Origin of the sequence: Trinickia acidisoli (assembly GCF_017315725.1) — a bacterium.
In the GTDB taxonomy this organism is placed as follows: domain Bacteria; phylum Pseudomonadota; class Gammaproteobacteria; order Burkholderiales; family Burkholderiaceae; genus Trinickia; species Trinickia acidisoli.
The window spans coordinates 490,663-509,943 of sequence record NZ_JAFLRG010000001.1; the positions used below are offsets into that span (position 1 = coordinate 490,663).

General features: G+C 64.6%; 17 protein-coding genes. 6 read left to right on the top strand and 11 right to left on the bottom strand.

Annotation, left to right across the window (positions count from 1 at the left end; translation table 11 throughout):
- Positions 1-28: 28 nt before the first annotated feature.
- Entirely contained in the window at positions 29-538 is a 510-nt protein-coding gene (locus J3485_RS02340; protein ID WP_206950988.1) for an Lcl C-terminal domain-containing protein, read from the bottom strand.
- A 516-nt stretch (positions 539-1,054) separates the two neighbouring features.
- On the opposite strand from J3485_RS02340, the gene J3485_RS02345 reads away from it, so the two are divergent.
- Together J3485_RS02345 and J3485_RS02350 are read left to right on the top strand one after the other, a co-directional pair.
- Entirely contained in the window at positions 1,055-2,953 is a 1,899-nt protein-coding gene (locus J3485_RS02345) for a putative bifunctional diguanylate cyclase/phosphodiesterase (RefSeq protein ID WP_206950989.1), read from the top strand.
- Positions 2,954-3,193: 240 nt separating this feature from the next.
- Complete coding sequence (locus J3485_RS02350) at positions 3,194-4,336, top strand: methyltransferase (RefSeq protein ID WP_374192402.1); 1,143 nt, start codon at positions 3,194-3,196, stop codon at positions 4,334-4,336.
- A 59-nt stretch (positions 4,337-4,395) separates the two neighbouring features.
- On the opposite strand, the gene J3485_RS02355 is transcribed toward J3485_RS02350, so the two are convergent.
- Positions 4,396-4,719, bottom strand: a complete 324-nt coding sequence (locus J3485_RS02355; RefSeq protein WP_206950990.1) for a DNA-binding protein — start codon at positions 4,717-4,719, stop codon at positions 4,396-4,398.
- A gap of 213 nt (positions 4,720-4,932) precedes the next feature.
- Between J3485_RS02355 and J3485_RS02360 the strand changes: the two genes are divergently transcribed.
- Positions 4,933-5,778: a class I SAM-dependent methyltransferase gene (locus tag J3485_RS02360; RefSeq protein WP_206950991.1), complete on the top strand. Its 846-nt coding sequence runs from the start codon at positions 4,933-4,935 to the stop codon at positions 5,776-5,778.
- A 5-nt stretch (positions 5,779-5,783) separates the two neighbouring features.
- Here J3485_RS02360 and J3485_RS02365 read toward each other — a convergent pair whose 3' ends face one another.
- On the bottom strand, positions 5,784-6,437 hold the full coding sequence (locus J3485_RS02365; protein ID WP_206950992.1) for a DUF1415 domain-containing protein: 654 nt from the start codon (positions 6,435-6,437) through the stop codon (positions 5,784-5,786).
- Between the two features lie 59 nt (positions 6,438-6,496).
- Complete coding sequence (locus J3485_RS02370; RefSeq protein WP_206950993.1) at positions 6,497-7,159, bottom strand: TetR/AcrR family transcriptional regulator; 663 nt, start codon at positions 7,157-7,159, stop codon at positions 6,497-6,499.
- 264 nt (positions 7,160-7,423) lie between these two features.
- On the opposite strand from J3485_RS02370, the gene J3485_RS02375 reads away from it, so the two are divergent.
- Entirely contained in the window at positions 7,424-8,713 is a 1,290-nt protein-coding gene (locus J3485_RS02375) for an MFS transporter (protein WP_206950994.1), read from the top strand.
- Positions 8,714-8,768: 55 nt separating this feature from the next.
- On the opposite strand, the gene J3485_RS02380 is transcribed toward J3485_RS02375, so the two are convergent.
- Entirely contained in the window at positions 8,769-10,241 is a 1,473-nt protein-coding gene (locus J3485_RS02380) for an MFS transporter (RefSeq protein ID WP_206950995.1), read from the bottom strand.
- Positions 10,242-10,448: 207 nt separating this feature from the next.
- Here J3485_RS02380 and J3485_RS02385 point away from each other — a divergent pair, with 207 nt between their 5' ends.
- The gene (locus tag J3485_RS02385; RefSeq protein ID WP_206955601.1) at positions 10,449-11,699 is read left to right on the top strand and encodes an Hsp70 family protein; all 1,251 of its coding nucleotides are present in this window, start codon (positions 10,449-10,451) and stop codon (positions 11,697-11,699) included.
- Between the two features lie 156 nt (positions 11,700-11,855).
- Here the strand turns inward: J3485_RS02385 and J3485_RS02390 are convergent, their stop codons facing one another.
- Complete coding sequence (locus J3485_RS02390; protein WP_102610995.1) at positions 11,856-12,059, bottom strand: cold-shock protein; 204 nt, start codon at positions 12,057-12,059, stop codon at positions 11,856-11,858.
- Between the two features lie 439 nt (positions 12,060-12,498).
- Between J3485_RS02390 and J3485_RS02395 the strand changes: the two genes are divergently transcribed.
- Positions 12,499-14,091, top strand: coding sequence for an APC family permease (locus J3485_RS02395; protein ID WP_206950996.1), 1,593 nt, complete (start codon positions 12,499-12,501; stop codon positions 14,089-14,091).
- Between the two features lie 42 nt (positions 14,092-14,133).
- On the opposite strand, the gene J3485_RS02400 is transcribed toward J3485_RS02395, so the two are convergent.
- From J3485_RS02400 to prmC, 5 genes are all read right to left on the bottom strand, one after another.
- Entirely contained in the window at positions 14,134-14,916 is a 783-nt protein-coding gene (locus J3485_RS02400; RefSeq protein WP_206950997.1) for a DODA-type extradiol aromatic ring-opening family dioxygenase, read from the bottom strand.
- Between the two features lie 168 nt (positions 14,917-15,084).
- Entirely contained in the window at positions 15,085-15,681 is a 597-nt protein-coding gene (locus tag J3485_RS02405; RefSeq protein ID WP_206955602.1) for a UbiX family flavin prenyltransferase, read from the bottom strand.
- Positions 15,682-15,764: 83 nt separating this feature from the next.
- On the bottom strand, positions 15,765-16,076 hold the full coding sequence (grxD, locus tag J3485_RS02410) for a Grx4 family monothiol glutaredoxin (protein ID WP_206950998.1): 312 nt from the start codon (positions 16,074-16,076) through the stop codon (positions 15,765-15,767).
- Positions 16,077-16,161: 85 nt separating this feature from the next.
- A complete protein-coding gene (locus J3485_RS02415; RefSeq protein WP_206950999.1) occupies positions 16,162-18,216 on the bottom strand; it encodes a hybrid sensor histidine kinase/response regulator in 2,055 nt (684 codons plus the stop codon).
- A 156-nt stretch (positions 18,217-18,372) separates the two neighbouring features.
- Positions 18,373-19,260: a peptide chain release factor N(5)-glutamine methyltransferase gene (prmC, locus tag J3485_RS02420; protein ID WP_242538455.1), complete on the bottom strand. Its 888-nt coding sequence runs from the start codon at positions 19,258-19,260 to the stop codon at positions 18,373-18,375.
- Positions 19,261-19,281 lie beyond the last annotated feature (21 nt).

Consider the following 19,281-nt stretch of genomic DNA (forward strand, 5'->3'; position numbering starts at 1 on the left):
TAAGACGCGCGGCAACGGGGCGCGATGCTCAGCGATCGGACACGAATATTCTCCTCACGGCGCGTGCGCGGCCTTCGAACGTCTTGAACATCTGCGCGAAGTCCACCCCGTTGCGATTGTGCCCCTCAGCTTCCGTGGCCGAATGGTCGGTGCTCGACCAATACCAATCGGAGGGGGTGAAGTGGTCGGACAGCAGGGTCATCGCCGCTTCGAGTTCTAGCTGAGCCGGCAAATGGAAGTCGTCGTGGCCGTCCTTTCGGTAATCGGCCGCCCAGTGCGCGGCCGGATGTCGGTGGGGACAGCGCTCGAGCACTTGCGTATTCGCGTCGCCGTCGCTTTTGCTGCGCGCTTTCGGCTCTTCACGCCCGTAGCCGCCCCACGCCACGGCGAGCGCTTCGTCGATGGAGACGATGAGGTGATAAGGGCGGCTGCCGACGTAATCGGGCATGATGCCCGCGTAAACGCCGCCTTGCCCGGCCCAATAATCACCGATGGCGGGCACGTTGATTGCGGCGGGATGCGTGTTCCCTTCGATCATCGTTCGGACTCCTAATTTTTTGAAAAAGAGGAACGGAGAATAAGAACGGAGAATCGTCGACTGATCGAGGAGGGGATCCTTCCGATGACGGGGAGAGCGGGGCGCTCGAGTGCATCGAAGCGCCTCGATGTGCCTCGAAGCGTTGACGCCGGAGGCGATCGATGAGGTCGGCCATGAAACGTGCTTGTCTCCCGGTTAGTCGCTGCGAAACGTCGATGGTGAGGTGACACCTTCGTTCGCCGACGACCGCACCGCCCGGACCGGTATCGCCTTTCTTCGAGGCGAGGAAAGGCATCACGGCGGGCAGTGCGCGGGGCATATTAGTGTGTCTCGCCTCTCGTGTTACTTTTGTCTAAACTTTTAGGACGAATGGCCGTTAGTACAGGGATCACGTTGTCTTGACGCGCGCGGGATGTCGAATGGGTCGAATCGGTTTCCGAATCGGTTTCCGAATCGATGGCCAAATCGGCGAACGCGCACCGCACCGCCCAGGGCATGCCACACGAGCCGACACGCTTGACTGCAGCAACAATCGCCAATCGCGCGGACGCCCCGCGACAAGGGGCCAAGTTCGTGCGCCGCATCTACGTGTTGCGGCTTTTCGGCTTTGGCCTCGGCTTCCTTCCTGTGTTGCTTTTGCTGCGTTCGCAGCATGCCCATCCTTTGACGATCGCCGCGGTTGCGGCCGTATGTTTCCTCTGGCCGCACTTGGCTTTCATGCAGGTGCGTGCCGCGCCGCAACCCTTGTTGCGCGAGCGCTGGAACTTCATGATCGATTCGATCAATGGGGGCTGGTTCATCGCGGCCGTGCATTTTTCGCCGATCGCGACTGTCGTCGTCTTCCTCATGTTCGCGATCGACAACATGGCGGCCGGCGGCTGGCGGCTCTTCGGTTACGGTCTTCTCGTCATGGCGCTGGGGCTCGGCGCTGGCGTGCTCATATTCGGGACGCAGGTGGTCCATGGCATCGATCCGCATACCGCGCTCGCGTGGGTGCCGGTGCTCATCGGCTATCCCCTGGTGCTCGCCAAGACCACGTACGACGTCTACATGAAGCTCACCGAGCGCTCGCGTCGCCTGCGCGAACTCAGCGAGCGCGACAGCCTCACCGGCTTGCCGAACCGCGTGACGATCGCCGCCAAGCTGCAAGCGATGATGACTCGGGCGGCGCGCATTCACGTTTTGTTCATCGATCTCGATGCGTTCAAGACCGTGAACGATGCACTCGGACACACCATCGGCGATCAACTGCTCGTGGAGGTGGCCGCGCGGCTCGCGGCCTGTGCGGGGCGCGACGATCTCGTTGCGCGCTACGGCGGCGACGAGTTCATCATCGTGAGCGAGCTGCGCGACGGCGACGCGCGTCAGGCGTTGGGCGATGCCGTGCTGACGGCGCTCGCCGAGCCGATCGTCGTGGCGGGGCACGAACTGTTCGCCGGTGCGAGCATCGGCATCAGCGTCTTTCCCGAAGACGGCGGCGACGCCGAAGGGCTGATACGCGCGGCCGACATGGCGATGTATGCGGCCAAGGGCCGCGGCCGCAATTGCTGCGAGTTCTACCGACATCGCATGCGCAGCGACGCCGACGCCCGCCTGAAATTGTCGGGACGCCTAAGGAAAGCGATCGAAGGCGGCAAGCTGCATCTGAACTATCAGCCGCAGGTGGACATGCGCACGGGCGAAGTGCGCGGCCTCGAGGCGCTCGTGCGCTGGCGCGACGAGGCCCACGGGATCGTGAGCCCTGTCGATTTCGTGGCCATCGCCGAAGCGTCGGGACTCGTGTCGCAGCTCGGAGAATGGGTGCTGCGCGCGGTGTGCGAACAGGCCGCGACGTGGCGCGACCTGCAGGCCAAGCCGATCCCGATTTCCGTCAACGTATCGCCGCTGCAGCTTCAGCGCGCCGACATCGTCGCGACGTTCCAGCGTGTCGTCAAAGAAACGGGTATGGACCCGTCGCTACTCGAGCTCGAGGTGACGGAGACGGCGCTGATGAAGAATCCCGAGGCGTCGGCCCGCCGGCTCGCCGAATTTCGCCGCCTCGGCATGCGGGTGGCCATCGACGATTTCGGCATGGGCTATTCCAGCCTGGGGCAATTGCGCGCGTTGCCCGTCGATCGCATCAAGATCGACCGCGCCTTCGTGCGGGGAATCGGCGCGGGCGATTCCGGCGCGATCGCGACGGCCGTGGTGACGCTCGCCAATGCGTTCGGGCTCGACGTCATTGCCGAAGGCGTCGAGACGCAGGCCCAGCGGGCATTCCTCATCGGGCTCGGCTGCGTCGAAGCGCAAGGGTTTTTGTTCAGCAAGCCGCTCGATGCCGATGCGGCGACGCGTCTGTTGCTGCAAGGTGCGCTCTTGCCTCTTACGCCGAGCATCGAGCGCGGCGGCCAGCATCGCGGCGTTGCGACGGCGTGACGGCGTGACGGCGTGAGTTCGCGCCCTTTCGCCTTTACGCGAGCGGCTCGGTGCTTGATTAGACCGCGCGCAAGCATCGTGCGACGCGTGCTGTCGCAAAGTCAGACGAATACGCGTGCATCCGCCGGGGACGATCGTCGATGGGGCACGGCGTCGATGCAAAAGCGCGTATCGTGTCGGCTTGCCGAGCGAATGCGTCGTCCGCTCGCCTTTTGATGTTCTTTCGTTTCGTTTCGTTTCGTGACCATCGACCCGACTTTTCCCGTTATCCATTGGACCGACGGCGCCGCTGAACCGAGCGCGCGCTGGCGCTCCGAAGCCGGCGTCGTGCCGCCGCGGCGCGTGGTGCTTGCGGACGACCGCATGACGGCCGACGCGGCCTATCGCCAGGCCAGCGAGGGCGTTGCGCTGTTGTGGCGCGGCGACTATCAAAATGCGCGGCAGCTATTGCAAGCCATGGCGCGCCGAATCGATCGCAAACCGCGCAAGCCGCCTGCCGCGCCGCTCGATGCGTTCAACGCGCACCGGCAAGCGCAGGCGCAGCGCGCGCGCACGCTCGGCATGCTCTTGATTCCGCTCGACGCCGATTATTCGATTCCGCTGCGGCGCGCGCCCGATGTGAAGGAGGCATGCCGCGAGGTTTACGGCGATGCCGATGCGCGCGGCGGCGAATCGTCGGTCGTTTCGTTGCGCGAATTATTGGGCCTGATCGGCGCTCACGAGTGGCGCAAGAAGGGCGTGGAGATCGCCGCGCTCGGTGCGCGCATTCATCCCTATTACGGTGTGTTTTCGCCCGTGCGCGGCGAATACGTCGAGCTCGTGGCGCGTGCGCGGCTGCCCTCGCGCGCGCTGGCATTCGACATCGGCACGGGCACGGGCGTGCTCGCCGCCGTACTCGCCAAGCGGGGGCTTGCACGCATCGTCGCGACGGATGCCGATGCGCGCGCGCTCGCCTGCGCGCGCGAGAACGTCGGCCGCCTCGGTTTGACCGAGCAGATTCAGATATCCGAGGCCGATCTCTTTCCGCCGGGACGCGCGCCGCTCGTCGTCTGCAATCCGCCGTGGCTGCCGGCGCGGCCGAGCTCGCCCGTCGAGCACGCCATCTACGATCCCGACAGCCGCATGCTGCGCGGGTTTCTGGGCGGCCTCTCGGCCCATCTGGAGCCGGGCGGGGAAGGGTGGTTGATCTTGTCCGATTTCGCCGAGCATTTGGGCTTGCGTTCACGCGAAGCGTTGCTCGACATGATCGACGCGGCGGGTTTGAAGGTGATCGGGCGCGACGACATTCGGCCGGTTCACCCGAAGGCGGCGGACCTTTCCGATCCGCTTTACCGCGCCCGTGCTGCCGAAGTGACCTCGCTGTGGCGGCTCGGGGTGAAGTGACGAGAGGGCGGCGGGCCGCGGCGCCGGCCGGCGCACGGCTCGCATGTCAGGCGATACGCTTAGCCAGGATAGGCTTCGTCGACTTTCAAGCCGGCGAGCTTGAAGATGACGCGCAACGTCTGCGGGCGGATGTCGCGCCTCGATGCGAGCGTCGTCAAGATGAAGTCGACGACCTTCGCGTACTTGAGCAGCGTGAGCAGCGCTTCGAGGCTGCCGTCGGAATCGCGCATCAACTCCGCGAGCCGCAGCATCTCCGTCGAAATGTCGCGCGCCATTTCGAGTTCCAATTGCTGCTTCTCCGACCAGCCCGTCGGCGGCGTGAGGAGGGTGGCGAGCATCGCTTGAAACTTTTGCTCGGCGTCTCCGTTGGGTATCGTAGCCATTGCTGTCGTCCTTTCGTCAACTTTGTCGCTCTTGCCGCACGCGTCCGGAGCGGCTCGCCCGGGCGTGAAAGAAATGCGCCCGCGCCGTGATGCATAAACCGTTCCCGCGCACTTGCCAGCGTCTTCGCGCTTTTGGGTAAACTGACGCTATTGTTTTTGCGCTTCTGTAGGCTGTCGCACGCTGGCGGCGACTTGTCCGAGATCCGTCCCACCATGTCGAACAAGACTTACGAAATCCGCCCCAACCAATCGATCGAGCTGCTCAAGGAGCTTCACATCCTGACGCGCGACGGCAAGATGAACCAAGACAGCCGCCGCAAGCTCAAGCAGGTCTATCACCTGTTCCAATTCATCGAACCCCTGCTCGAGGACGTCGTACGCGATCGAGGATGCGTCACGCTCGTCGATCACGGCGCAGGCAAGTCCTATCTTGGTTTTATCCTCTACGATCTTTTTTTCAAGGGGTTGCCGGGCGGCACCGGATCACGCATTTACGGTATCGAGACGCGCGCCGAACTCGTCGACAAAGCGACATTACTGGCAGCGCGGCTCGGCTTCGACGGAATGTCGTTTTTGAACGTATCTGTGGCCGATTCAATCGGCTCGGCGCGGTTGCCTGAGACGATCGACGTCGTTACCGCATTGCATGCCTGCGATACGGCGACCGACGACGCCATTCGCTTCGCATTGGAAAAGCGCGCGCGCCACATCGTGCTCGTGCCGTGCTGCCAAGCCGAGGTCGCGGGCGTGCTCAGGCGTAACAAGGGCAAATCGCTCGGCAGCGCGCTTGCCGAGATCTATCGCCACCCACTGCATACGCGCGAATTCGGCAGTCAAATCACGAACGTCCTGCGCTGTTTGCAACTGGAGGCGCACGGCTATCAGGTGACGGTGACCGAACTCGTCGGCTGGGAGCATTCGATGAAAAACGAACTCATCGTCGCGCAGTACAAGGACTTGCCGCGGCGGCGGCCCGCCGAGCGCCTGGCCGAAGTGCTCGACACGTTCGGCCTCGATTCGCTGCACGAGCGGTTTTTTACGCCGACTGAATTGGCCTGATCAGCCTAATCTTCAGACGAAGGCGCGGGCGCGGGCGCGTCGGGCCGCGCCCGATCTTCCATCCATTCGCGCCAGCCCTCGTGGCCGAGGCGGCGCATCGTCTCTTGATTGCGCTCGTAGATGTCGGCGGCATCGGGGAACGCTTGCGTCGCGCGCTCGACGCTCGATTCGCGCAGCAGATGCAGGATCGGGTAGGGGGCGCGGTTCGTGTAGTTCTCGATGTCCTCGGGCGCCGTATCCTCGAATTGATAGCGCGGATGAAAACTCGCGATTTGCAGCTCGCCTGCGAGCCGCATCTGCGCGAGCAGGCGTTCGGCGAAATACAGCGCGTCGTTGAATTCGAGGAAATCGGCGAATGCGTGCGGCAGGATCAAGAGCGTCGTGTCGATCCGCTCGGGAGCGGTATCGGCGAGTGTCCGAAGTTCCGTTTCGAGCATCGTCAACATGCCGTCGAGATCGCGCGCATCGCTGACGACATAGCGGATTTGCGCTTTGGTATGGACGCTCTTGGCGAACGGGCAGAGATTGAGCCCGATCACCGCGCGCACCAGCCAATGCCGCGTGACGTCGAGCACGTGCTGGTCGGCTGCGGATGCGGGTGCGGTGTCGCTATCGCTCGGTTCCCGCAGGTTGGCAGAGTGGGCTGAGTAAGCGGGCATTTTAAGCGGGCATTTCGGTTCGGCGATTCGGCGGCATGAGACGGGGAGGCGCCGGCATTTTACGCGTCTGCGCGTCGGACGCATGCCGCCGTGACGAGTTGGGCGGCCACGCGCGGCGCCGCCAGAATCGGGCCGCATCCAGGACCGAACGTCTGACTGGCCGCATAGACACCTTCGACCAGCAGTGCGAGCGCATCGGCGAGACCCGCCGGATCGTCGGCGCCGGCGGCGATCGTCAGTTCGGTCAGCCGCTCGATCAGTTGCGTCTTGTTGCGGGTCACGATTTGACGGGCCGGATGCGTTGGATCGGGAAATTCGGCCGCGACGTTGACGAACGGGCAGCCGCGATACCCTTCGCGCGAGGCGCGAGCGGTGAGGTCATCGAAATACTGGGCGATCTGCCGAATGGGTTGGCCCGGATGCTTGTCGATACTTTTATCGAAATACCCGAAGAAGCAATCGTTCGCCTGCTCGAGGTAGGCAACGACGAGTTCGTCCTTCGATGCGAACTGCCGATACAGGCTCATCTTGTTGACGCCCGCGCGCTCGACGACGGCGTCGACGCCGACCGCGCGCACGCCTTCCTGATAGAACAGCTCCCCGGCCGCGCGCAGCAAGAGCTGCTGGGCCGTGGCCGCAGCGGTGTGGGGACGCGTGCGCGTGGCGGCCGACTTGGCGGTCGAGACGCTGGTACGCGAGACGTCGGCGTGTCTGTCTTTCATGGCGAGCTGTCCGGATTCGACTGACGGTGAGGGCGGCGATCAGGGCGATCGTGATGCCGGTCGACCCATCGCCAGCCAAGACTACGAAGGTGACCCGCTTGACATGTTACCGATCAGTAACTACGATGGCAACTCGCACTTGTGACAGATCTGTCACAAGCCAGTCGGACGTCACGCCGAACCGGCCCAGGACACACCGACGCTACGCAAATTACGCGCGCCGTCACGCCGATACCACCGGCGGAGCGTGCAACGAGAGTGCCGATGAACTGGATTGCAAGAAAAATGAACGGGCGCGCGCATTACGGCTGGGTCGTCGCGGCGGTCGTTTTCCTCGTATTGCTCGCCGCGGCCGGGACGCGCGCGACGCCGAGCGTAATGATGGTGCCGCTCGAGCATCAATTCGGCTGGAGTCGCGCGACGATTTCGCTGGCGATCTCGGTCAATATCGCGCTGTACGGGCTCACCGGTCCGTTCGCAGCCGCGTCGATGCAGCGCTTCGGCGTGCGGCCGACGTTGTTGACGGCACTTGCCCTGATGGCCGGCGGCGTTGCGCTGTCGTCGATGATGACGGCGCCGTGGCAGATGATCCTGATCTGGGGCGTGATGGTCGGCAGTGCGACGGGCGTCGCGGCGCTGACGCTCTCGGCCACTGTCGTCAACCGCTGGTTCGCGCAGCGCCGGGGGCTCGTCATGGGCGTGCTCACCGCCAGTTCGGCCACGGGCCAGCTCGTGTTTCTGCCCATGCTCGCCGCGGTCGTCGAGCATCATGGTTGGCGCCCGGTCGTCTGGATCGTCGCGATCGTCGCGGCGCTCGTTTTGCCGCTCGTCCTCTTTTTGCTGCCCGAGCGCCCCGCGAGCGTCGGCTTGCGCCCCTACGGCGAGCCGCACGATGCGCCACGCATCGACGGGCAAGCTGCCGCCAATCCGCTGGTGATTGCGTTCGGCACGCTTGCGTCGGCCAGCAAATCGCGTGATTTTTGGTTGTTGTTTTTCAGCTTCTTCATCTGCGGCGCGAGCACGAACGGCTATGTCGGCACGCACCTGATCGCCATGTGCGGCGATTACGGTCTAAGCGAAGTGCAGGGTGCGTCGCTGCTCGCGGCGATGGGCGTTTTCGACTTATTCGGCACGACGCTCTCGGGTTGGTTGTCCGATCGCTTCAACAGCCGTGTGCTGCTCTTTTGGTACTACGGGCTGCGCGGGCTCTCGCTGATCTATCTGCCGTACGCGTTCGGCTTCGATTTCTTCGGGCTGCCCCTGTTCGCCATGTTCTACGGGCTCGATTGGATCGCTACCGTGCCGCCGACGGTGCGCCTGACGACCGACGCGTTCGGCAAGGACTCCGCGCCCGTCGTATTCGGCTGGGTCGTGGCGGGGCACCAACTCGGGGCGGCGTTCGCGGCGTACGGCGCGGGATTGCTGCGTTCGAGCCTCGGTACGTACACGGTGGCTTCGATGATTTCGGGCGGGTTGTGCCTGATCGCCTCGGTGCTGGTGCTGCGGATTCACCGTCGCGGCGCCGTGCGCAGCGTCGCGGTGACGGCGGCCTGATCCGAGCCTTGGCGCGCGGCCGGCCAATGCAGGTCGGAAGGAGGCGCTGCCGCGCTCAGGACCCGTCGCGCAGCGCCGACAGCGGCATCGCCACGTGTTCCAGCGCTTTGCGTTCGGCATCGACGCCCCATACGGCCGCGATCGCCGCGGCGGCCAGCATCAGCGCCGAACCGACGAGATAACCTTCGAACACGGCGCCGCGCTGCTGCGTATCGATGAGCCGACCGAAGAAGGCGGGGCCGGCAATGCCGCCCAACGCCGTGCCGAACGCGTAGAACACGGCGATGGCGAGCGCGCGGATCTCGAGCGGAAACGATTCGCTGACCGTCAGGTACGCCGAGCTCGCCGCGGCCGACGCGAAAAAGAAAATCACCATCCAGGCGAGCGTTTGCTCCTGCACGGTGAGCAGGCCGCGAGCGAACAGGTAGCCGCTGCCGATCAGCAACAAGCCGGACCACGCATAGGTGAAGGCAATCATTGCGCGCCGCCCGATCGCGTCGAACGCATGGCCGAGCACGATCGGACCGAGGAAATTGCCGAGCGCGAAAGGCAGCAGATACCAGCCGACTTTGCCGCCGGGCACGTGATAGAAGTCGGTCAAGACGAGCGCGTAGGTGAAAAAGATTGCGTTGTAGAAGAACGCCTGCGCCGTCATGAGCGCGAGCCCGACGAGCGAGCGGCGTCGGTACGTGACGAACAGCGCCTCGAACACTTCGGCGAGCGGTGTGTTCTTGCGCCGTGCGAATCGCAGCGTCTCCCGCTCGTCCGATACCGGCCGGCGGCCCGCGTGGCGAAAGCGCTCCTCGATGTCTTCGACGATGCGCCGCGCTTCCTGAGGTTGGTTGTGCGTGAGAAGCCAGCGCGGACTTTCGGGCACCCACACGCGCATGAAGACGATGACGAGCGCGAGCGCCGCGCCGATGAAAAAGCAGGCGCGCCAGCCCCAGTCGCCAGGCACGACGGCCGGATCGAGCAGCACGAGTGAGCCGCCGGCGCCCAGTGCCGCGCCGATCCAGAACGTTCCATTGATGCCGAGATCGGTCCAGCCGCGCACGCGCGCGGGCGTGAACTCCTGGATCGTCGAATTGATCGCCGCGTATTCGCCGCCGATACCGGCGCCGGTCAAAAAGCGCAGCGCCGCGAAGCTTGCGAAATTCCACGAGAGCGCCGTGGCGGCCGTGGCAACGAGATAAAGCCCGAGCGTCATGAAGAAGAGCTTGCGCCGTCCGAGCCGGTCGGTGAGCCAGCCAAAGCCGAGCGCACCGAGCACCGCGCCGGCGATGTAGGCGCTGCCGGCCAGCCCGATGTCGGCATCGGATAGATGTAGCGCCGGGCTAGACTTCAGTGCGCCGGCAACGGCACCCGCGAGCGTGACCTCGAGCCCGTCCAGCAACCACGTGACGCCGAGCGCAACGACGATCAGCGTATGGAAGCGTCCCCAGGGTAGGCGGTCGAGCCGCGAGGGCAAATCGGTTTCGATGACGTCCTCGCGTGAGGCGGGGCGCGGCGCCGCGGTCTTCAGGCTCATTTCTGGCATTCTCCTGAGGGATGGCGGTGAAGCGGATGCGGTGCGAGCTGCCGGCGCACGCCGCGTGCCGTCCGCCAGCGGCGCATGGACCGTGCCCGGCTGGCGAGGCGAGCCATCATCGAATGGCGCACCGATTGCTCGTCTCGGGTAGTTGTGATAAAAAGCGCGCTCCCTTCTGTTCGCATAAAGCGAGTTGCGATGCAAGCGATGCCTTATTGTGCGATCGACTTCGGTACGTCCAACTCCGCCGTGGCGTTGCCGCGCGGCGAGACGATGATGTTGGCTCCCGTCGAAGGCACTCACACGACGCTGCCCACGGCCGTTTTCTTCAATACCGACGAGCATTCGCGCGCCTATGGCCGCGCCGCGCTGGCCGAATACATCGACGGCTTCGACGGGCGCCTGATGCGCTCGCTCAAGAGCATTCTCGGGTCCTCGCTCGCCGAGACCGCGACGGACCTCGGCGACGGCAGCGCGCTCAAGTACACCGAGGTCATCGCGATTTTCGTGGCCTTCCTGAAGCGCCAGGCCGAAGCCTGCGCGGGCGTGCCGATCGAGCGCGCCGTGCTCGGTCGCCCCGTGTTCTTCGTCGATGACGATGCGCGCGCCGATCAGCTCGCGCAACGGCAACTCGAAGCGGCGGCCCGTGCGGCGGGCTTGAAGGACATTCATTTCCAGTACGAACCGATCGCCGCGGCCTTCGATTACGAATCGCGTTTGAGCGAAGAAGCGCTCGTGCTCGTTGCCGATATCGGTGGTGGTACGTCCGACTTTTCGCTCGTGCGCGTCGGGCCTGAGCGGATGCGACGTATCGAGCGCAAGGACGACGTGCTCGCGCATCATGGCGTGCACGTGGCCGGCACCGACTTCGACCGGCGCGTGGAACTCGAGACGATCTTGCTCGAGCTCGGCTATCGTTCGCTCGATCCCGAAGGCCGCGAAGTGCCGAACCGCATCTATTTCGACCTCGCCACCTGGCACCTGATCAACACGGTCTACTCGGGCAAGCGAGTGGGCGAGCTGGCGCTGATGCGCCATCTGTACGGCGACGTGCGGCATCATGAGCGGCTGATGCGCGTCGTCGAGCGTCGGCTCGGCCATGCGCTGACGGCGCGCGGCGAAGAGGCGAAGATTGGCGTTGCCGCGGGCGGCGAGACCTCGATCGATCTCGACGATGTCGAGGCCGATCTGCGTCTCGCGTTCGATGAAGCGCAACTGATCGCGGCCGGCGCGGAGGAAACGCGGCGGATCGCCGAGGCGGCGCGCGAGACGGCAAAGGCCGCGGGCGTGGCCCTCGGCGACGTCGATGCGCTCTATTTCACAGGCGGCTCGACCGGGCTGCGCTTTCTCACGAGCGCGCTGTGCGCGGCGTTCCCCGACGCTCGGCCCGTGTTCGGCGATCGGCTCGCGAGCGTCGCGGCGGGGCTCGGCATCCACGCGCAGCGTCTTTTCGCCTAGAGGGCACCTTCGCTGCCGCAAGGCGGCCGATGGCGCACTGAAGTGCACACCATGTCGCTGCCGTAAAAGCAAAAAAACCCCGCATGACGCGGGGTTTTTTAATTCGCTAAGCGCGAAGTGCTTATAAGCGCCAGGCGCTTACAGCGGTCGAGCGCTTTACAGCGGCTTGATGTTTGCGGCTTGCTTGCCCTTCGGGCCTGTCTTCACTTCGAACGACACTTTCTGATTTTCTTGAAGCGTCTTGAAGCCTTCGACGCGGATTTCCGAGAAGTGCGCGAAGAGATCCTCGCCGCCGCCGTCGGGCGTGATGAAGCCAAAGCCCTTAGCGTCGTTGAACCACTTGACGGTACCGGTTTCCATAATTACGTATTCCTAAATTGGGTAAAAAAGGCCGAAGCCAGGGAGCGCACGAAAATCAAGGAAGGGTAATAGGACAACCGGAGTACCTGATGGGGGCGAACTACGAAAGACCGATCAACACTCGCCACTTGAAATCCTGCTTGAGTTTTATACCGCTAAAAAACGTGCAGGTCAACACAATTTCGCGGCGCAACATGCGTGCGCGTTCGCCAGGTTCGCAGTCTCTTCTTACAAATCTTTCATTTCACGATGTTTTTTTCTTGGTGACGGATCATTTTGCACCATTTAAGTGATCGCAACCGGTAAACTACGCGCCGCGCCGGGTGGTTGCGCCTGGTTGCGGCTTCCCCTCGCCGCAGCGCTCATCACGGTTGCACGTTTCTTGCGGCACCCGCGCGTCCTCACTCGCGCGCCGTTCGTCTATCCCCAAGGAGAGGTTGTGAAAAGTTCTATTCAACGGAACATTGGGCCATTTGCACTGATGCTGACCGGCTTGGGCTCGATCATCGGGTCGGGCTGGCTGTTCGGCGCGTGGAAAGCGGCCAAGATCGCGGGGCCGGCGGCCGTGTGCGCATGGATCATCGGCGCCGTCGTGATTCTCGCCATCGCGTTGACGTACGCCGAACTCGGCGCCATGTTCCCGGAATCGGGCGGCATGGTGCGCTATGCGCGCTATTCTCACGGCGCGCTCGTCGGCTTCATCAGCGCATGGGCGAACTGGATCGCCATCGTGTCGGTGATTCCGATCGAAGCCGAAGCGTCGATTCAGTACATGAGCACGTGGCCCTATCCCTGGGCGCATGCGTTGTTCGTGAACGGATCGCTGGCGCCGCCGGGGCTCTTCCTGTCGGCCTTGCTCGTGATCGTCTACTTCATGCTCAATTACTGGGGCGTGAAGGTGTTCGCGCGCGCGAACACGACCATCACCGTGTTCAAGTTCATCATCCCGGGCCTCACGATTCTCGGCCTCTTGGTGGCGGGCTTCCATCGCGAGAATTTCGGCACCACGACCCAATTCGCGCCCTACGGTTGGTCGGCCGTATTTACGGCCGTCGCGACGAGCGGCATCGTCTTCAGCTTCAACGGCTTCCAAAGCCCGGTCAACCTCGCCGGCGAAGCGCGCAATCCGTCCAAGAGCGTGCCGTTCGCCGTCATCGGTTCGATCCTGCTCGCGCTCGTGATCTACGTGCTGCTGCAAATCGCTTACATCGGCGCCGTCAACCCGGCTGATGTCGCGAAGGGTTGGAGCCATTTCAACTTCGCTTCGCCGTTCGCCGAGCTTGCCCTTGCGCTGAACCTGAACTGGCTCGCGATCCTGCTCTACGTCGACGCATTCGTGAGCCCGAGCGGCACCGGCACGACGTACATGGCGACGACGACGCGCATGATCTACGCGATGGAGCGCAACAACACGCTGCCCAAGATGTTCGGCAACGTGCACCCGTTCTACGGCGTGCCGCGCAACGCGATGTGGTTCAACCTCATCGTCTCCTTCATCTTCATGTTCTTCTTCCGCGGCTGGAGCTCGCTGGCCGCCGTCATCTCGGTCGCCACCGTCATTTCGTATCTGACGGGCCCGGTCAGCCTGATGGCGTTGCGCCGCACGGCCGTCGATGTCGAGCGTCCGCTCAGCCTGCCGCTGATGAACCTGATCGCGCCGTTCGCCTTCGTCTGCGCCTCGCTCGTCCTCTTTTGGGCAAAGTGGCCGCTCACGGGCGAAATCATTCTTCTGATGATCGTCGCGCTGCCGGTCTACTTCTACTACCAGGGCAAATCGGGCTTCGGCGGCTGGGGTCGCGATCTGAAGGCCGCCTGGTGGCTCGTCGCGTATTTGCCCACGATGGCCGTTCTGTCGATCATCGGCAGTAAGCAGTTCGGTGGTCTGAACATCCTGCCCTACGGATGGGACATGCTCGTCGTGGCGCTGTTCGCGCTCGGCTTCTATTTCTGGGGCGTGAACACGGGCTACCGCACGCGCTATCTCGATGAGCGCGAGCCCGAGGAAGACATTCTCGAAGGCGTCGGCGCCTGACGCAACGCGGTACCTGGCCGCCGCGCGTCGTCGCGGCAGCGCCTAATCGAGAAACAGGTAGTTCGTCATCGCCAGCGCTCGCTGATACGTCCCCAGCGATTGAATGTCGAGCGTGTAGGCGTCGCCGGCCGCGCCGAGCGATGCGAACACTGGCAGCAAGTGCTCGTCGGTCGGATGCATATACACCGCGTGCGGCGCGCGGCGCCGATAGTCGAGCAGCGATTCGACGTCGCGCTCGGCTAGTCGTGCTTCGAACCAATCGGTGAATTCGGCCACCCGCGGATCGGCGTCGCCCGGCTTCGCGCCGAAGTCGGCCGCGCGCAGGTTGTGCGTGATCTGGCCCGAGCCGACGATCAATACCCCGTCGCCCGCCAACGGCCGCAGTGCGCGTCCGACCGCGTAGTGATGCGCGGGATCGCGGTGCGGTTGGATCGACAACTGTGCAACCGGCACGTCGGCTTGCGGAAACATCAGCAGCAACGGCACCCAGGCACCGTGATCGAGCCCATGGGGCTGCGTCTGCGCGGCTATCGCTGCCGCATCGAGCAGAGCGGCTGCCTCGCGAGCCACTTCAGGCGCGCCCGGCGCAGGGTATTGGAGTTCATACAGCGCGCGCGGAAAGCCGTAGAAGTCATGGATCGTTTCGGGCGCCTCGGCCGTGCTGGCAACGGGCATCTGCGTGCCCCAATGCGCCGAGAGGATCAGGATGGCGCGCGGGTGCGGCAGGCGTGCGGCAAGCGTAGCGAATTCGCCCGACGGCATCGCAGGGTCGATCGGCAAGGTTGGTGCGCCGTGAGACAAGAAAAGCGAAGGTAAGCGTGACATGGCATGGGAGCGCGCGGGGCGCGGCCTGAGATCAGTGGGCAATGCGACTGCCGTGACTATATGCCGCCGCGCGCAAGCGATAAACGGGCTTTCTGGAAACGAACCGTGTCACCGCAGTTGCGAATGCGCGCCCGGCACAGAGGCGCGCGTCGTACGCATGGCACACGCTCATGCCTCGCCGCGCAACCCCGCCCAAGCCGCGGCCAGCGCGGGGCCGAGCGCGAACATATCGAGGACGCGCGCCACGGTGTCGTCGACCATCTCGTCGATCGAGGCGGGCCGGTTGTAAAAAGCCGGTAGGGGGGGGAAGATCACGCCGCCCATTTCGGTGACGGCCGTCATATTGCGCAGATGCGCCAAGTTCAGTGGCGTCTCGCGCGCCAGCAGCACGAGGCGCCGGCGCTCTTTCAACGTCACGTCCGCTGCGCGCGCGATCAGGTTGTCGGACAGCCCATGCGCGATGCTGGCGAGCGTCTTCATCGAACAGGGCGCGACGATCATGCCGTCCGTTGCGAACGAGCCTGACGCGATGCTTGCACCGACATCGCGCACGCTGTGGACGACGTTGGCCAGCGGATGGACCTCATCCTTCGTCAAACCGAGTTCGTGCTGAAGATTGAGCCAGCCCGCGCCGGAGACGACGAGGTGCGTCTCGAGCCCCTCGATGCGGCGCATCGTTTCGAGCAGACGGACACCGTAGATCGCACCCGTGGCGCCGGTGATCGCGACGATCAACCGGCGCGGCGGCGCACTGGCGGGCGACATGGCGGAAGCGTCGGAGCCAACGGACAAGCGCGCGGCGGCCGGCGATGCGCCGGTGCCGGACGCGTGGCCCATGACCTGTGGCCTTAAGCCGCGGCGAAGAGCTGTTGCAACTCGCCCGACTGATACATCTCCATCATGATGTCCGAGCCGCCGACGAATTCGCCCTTCACGTAGAGCTGCGGGATGGTGGGCCAATTCGAGAATTCCTTGATTCCCTGACGGATTTCCTCGTCCTCGAGGACGTTGACCGTCTTGAATTGATCGACCCCGCACGCCTTCAGAATCTGCACGGCACGGCCCGAAAAGCCGCACATCGGAAACTGCGCGTTGCCCTTCATGAAAAGGACGACTGCGTTTTCGTCGACGACTTGCTTGATGCGTTGTTGCGTATCCATGACTGACCTTGTTTCTTTGCGCCACGCGCGAAACGATAAAAGATAGATCGAAATGATAGCGGATTTCGCCCGCGCGGGCCGGCGCTTACCGCCGCGCCTGCGGCGCGTCGGCGAGCATCCGGCTCAGCTTGTTCGCCAACTCGGCATACGTGAACGGTTTCGAAAGCAGATTGATGCCGGGATCGAGCCGCCCGTGGTGAACGATCGCGTTGCGTGCGTAGCCCGTCGTGAACAGCACCGGCAACTCGGGCCGGCTCGCCCGCACGGCGTCGGCGAGCTGGCGTCCGTTCATGCCGCCCGGCAGCCCGACGTCAGTGAACAACAGACGGATCTCGGGCCGCTCGCCGACCAGACGCAAGGCACTCGCGCCATCCGCCGCCGTCACGACGCGGTAGCCGAGTTCGCGCAGCATATCGGTCGTCGACGTGCGCACGCTTTCGTCGTCCTCGACCACGAGAATCGTTTCGCCGACGCGGCTGGCCGGCACGGGCCGGTGGTCGGCTTGCTCGTCCTCGACGGCATCGCCGGTCAGGCGCGGCAGGAACAGCTTGACCGTCGTGCCTTCGTCGACCTCGCTGTAGATCCGCACGTGTCCGCCCGATTGCTTGACGAAGCCGTAGACCTGGCTCAGCCCGAGCCCCGTGCCGTGACCGATTTCCTTGGTCGTGAAAAACGGCTCCATCGACCGCTCCAGGACATCCTTTGTCATGCCCATGCCCGTATCGCTCACGGCGAGCATGACGTATTGCCCGGCCTCGAGCCCATCGAAACGCGAGACATACGATTCGTCGAGCGAGCAGTTGGCCGTCTCGATGATCAGCTTGCCGCCGCCCGGCATGGCGTCGCGCGCATTCACGGCGAGGTTCAAGAGCGCGCTTTCGAGCTGGTTGGCATCGATCAAGACGCGCCACAGGCCGGCCGCGTTGACCGCTTCGATCGAAATGGCTTCGCCGAGCGTGCGGCGCAACAGATCCGACATGCCGCCGACGAGCCTGCCGACGTCGGTCGGTTTCGCGTCGAGCGTCTGCCGCCGCGAAAACGCCAGCAGACGCCGCGTCAGATTGGCGGCGCGCTCGGCCCCGCGCAGCGCGTTGTCGACGAAGCGCTGCATGTCCGCGCTTTGCGGCGCTTGCTCGAAGTTGCCGACACGCCGCTGGAGCCCTTCGAGGCTGCCGATCACGACCTGCAGCAGATTGTTGAAATCGTGCGCGATGCCGCCCGTCAGTTGGCCGATCGCTTCCATCTTCTGCGACTGCCGCAACTGGGCTTCGACGTTGCGCTTCTCGGTCAAATCGCGGGTGACTTTGGCGAAGCCGATGACGTCGCCTTCAGGGCCGACGATTGCATCGACCAGCACGTTGGCCCAGAAGCGCGAGCCGTCCTTGCGCACGCGCCAGCCTTCGCCCTCGAACTTGCCCGTGCGCGCGGCGCTGGACAGGACCGAGCGCGGCACGCCGTTGCGTTGGTCCTCTGGCGTATAGAAGCGCGAGAAGTGCTGGCCGATGATTTCGTCGGCTCGATAGCCTTTGATTCGTTGCGCACCCGCGTTCCAGCTCGTCACGTAGCCGTCGGCGTCGAGCATGAAGATGGCGTAATCGACGACGCTGTCGACGAGCAGGCGAAAGCGTTGCTCGCTTTCCTTGAGCTGCGCCGACGCCTCATGTCCGCGACGCGCGTCGGCGCTACGCGGCTGCGCCGCTTCGCGCGCCTCGAACAGTACGAATGCGATACGGCCGGCATCGTCGCGCGCGGGACGCAGTGTCGTATCGAAAACGGGAGACGCATCGTTGGGCCCGGCCGGCGGTAAAGGCAGATCGAGCGATACCGTTTCGCCCGCCGCGGCGCGCGCGACGGCTTGCCGCAGCGCTTCGCGCATTTCGGACCGCTCCGTCGAGGGCGGTAACGCGTCGGCCAGCGAATGCCCGGTGAGTTCGGCTAGCGGCGTCAAGCGCGCGCCGAGTTCGTTGCGGTTGCATTCGAGCACGGTGCCGTCCGGGCTCAGCAGTGCGACGAACGCCGACATTTCGTCGAGCGCAATGCGAGCGAGCTTGTTCTGCATCAGCTCGGGCGGCTCTCCCTGGTGCAGCTCAGTCCCGCGAATGACCAGTCGTTCGCCGATATGGGGCAGGAGGCGCTTCACCGTATGCTCCGCTGGAAGGTCGATTGATAAGCGCTTGCGCCAGGCCGATCTCTTGGCGCGTGAGAGGATAGATCATATCAGTGCCGACAATGCACCTATCCATGTTAGATGGGGTTCGGACGATTGGGAACGTTCGGGTGACGGCGGCGCGGCGCATCAAGCGCGCGAACCGCCCGTCGCGCGTTCGATCCCAGCCAGGTCCGGTCGCGACTGCACGTTCGTGAAGCCCGATGCGGCCAGCAGTGTTCGAACCTGGGCCGCTTGGTCGTAGCCGTGCTCGATCCACAAATGTCCATATTCAGCGAGAAACGAGCCTGCGCCGGCCACGATGGCGCGAATCGCCGATAGTCCGTCCGCGTCGTCCGTGAGCGCCCCCCTCGGCTCGAAGCGCAGATCGCCCGTATCGAGATGCGGGTCGCCGGCGGCGATGTAGGGTGGGTTGCTGACGATCGCGTCGAAGACGGCGGAAGGTGGCAGCGGCGCGTACCAATCGCCCTGCTGCCACGCAATCGGCCCGCCGGGGCGCGACGGATCGAGCAGCTTGGCGGCGTTGCGCGTCGCGACGGCAAGCGCGCCCGGCGAACGGTCGACAGCCCAAACGCGCGCATCGGGCCGTGCCGATGCGATGGCGACGGCGATCGCGCCGCTGCCCGTGCCGAGATCGAGCACCCGCGCGTGCGGGGTCGCCGCGATTGCGGCCAGCGCGGTCTCGACGAGCAACTCGGTCTCGGGGCGCGGAATCAACACCTCGGGCGTGACCTCGAAGGACAGCCCGTAGAACTCGCGCGCACCGACGATCTGCGCGATCGGTTCGCCCGCGACGCGCCTTGCTTCGAGCGCGCGAAAGCGTGCCTGCGCCGCGACATCGAGCGGCTCGTCGGCGCGCGTGATCAACTCCGTGCGCCGCCAACCCAGCACATGGGCGACCAACACGCGGGCTTCGAGCGCAGATAGCAGCGATGCACGCAGCAACGCACCGGCGGTGACCGGTGGCGTGGGCGTAGGGGTGAGCATAGGTGTGGGCATGAGCGGGCCGGAAGTCATGGCGCGGGCGCGACGGGCGGC

Bases quoted from the DNA above. Each gene is read 5' to 3' on its own strand.
- J3485_RS02340 (WP_206950988.1), bottom strand. From the start codon at position 538: ATGATCGAAGGGAACACGCATCCCGCCGCAATCAACGTGCCCGCCATC.
- J3485_RS02355 (WP_206950990.1), bottom strand. From the start codon at position 4,719: ATGGCTACGATACCCAACGGAGACGCCGAGCAAAAGTTTCAAGCGATG.
- J3485_RS02360 (WP_206950991.1), top strand. From the start codon at position 4,933: ATGTCGAACAAGACTTACGAAATCCGCCCCAACCAATCGATCGAGCTG.
- J3485_RS02365 (WP_206950992.1), bottom strand. From the start codon at position 6,437: ATGCCCGCTTACTCAGCCCACTCTGCCAACCTGCGGGAACCGAGCGAT.
- J3485_RS02370 (WP_206950993.1), bottom strand. From the start codon at position 7,159: ATGAAAGACAGACACGCCGACGTCTCGCGTACCAGCGTCTCGACCGCC.
- J3485_RS02375 (WP_206950994.1), top strand. From the start codon at position 7,424: ATGAACTGGATTGCAAGAAAAATGAACGGGCGCGCGCATTACGGCTGG.
- J3485_RS02380 (WP_206950995.1), bottom strand. From the start codon at position 10,241: ATGAGCCTGAAGACCGCGGCGCCGCGCCCCGCCTCACGCGAGGACGTC.
- J3485_RS02385 (WP_206955601.1), top strand. From the start codon at position 10,449: ATGCCTTATTGTGCGATCGACTTCGGTACGTCCAACTCCGCCGTGGCG.
- J3485_RS02390 (WP_102610995.1), bottom strand. From the start codon at position 12,059: ATGGAAACCGGTACCGTCAAGTGGTTCAACGACGCTAAGGGCTTTGGC.
- J3485_RS02400 (WP_206950997.1), bottom strand. From the start codon at position 14,916: ATGTCACGCTTACCTTCGCTTTTCTTGTCTCACGGCGCACCAACCTTG.
- J3485_RS02405 (WP_206955602.1), bottom strand. From the start codon at position 15,681: ATGTCGCCCGCCAGTGCGCCGCCGCGCCGGTTGATCGTCGCGATCACC.
- grxD (WP_206950998.1), bottom strand. From the start codon at position 16,076: ATGGATACGCAACAACGCATCAAGCAAGTCGTCGACGAAAACGCAGTC.
- prmC (WP_242538455.1), bottom strand. From the start codon at position 19,260: ATGACTTCCGGCCCGCTCATGCCCACACCTATGCTCACCCCTACGCCC.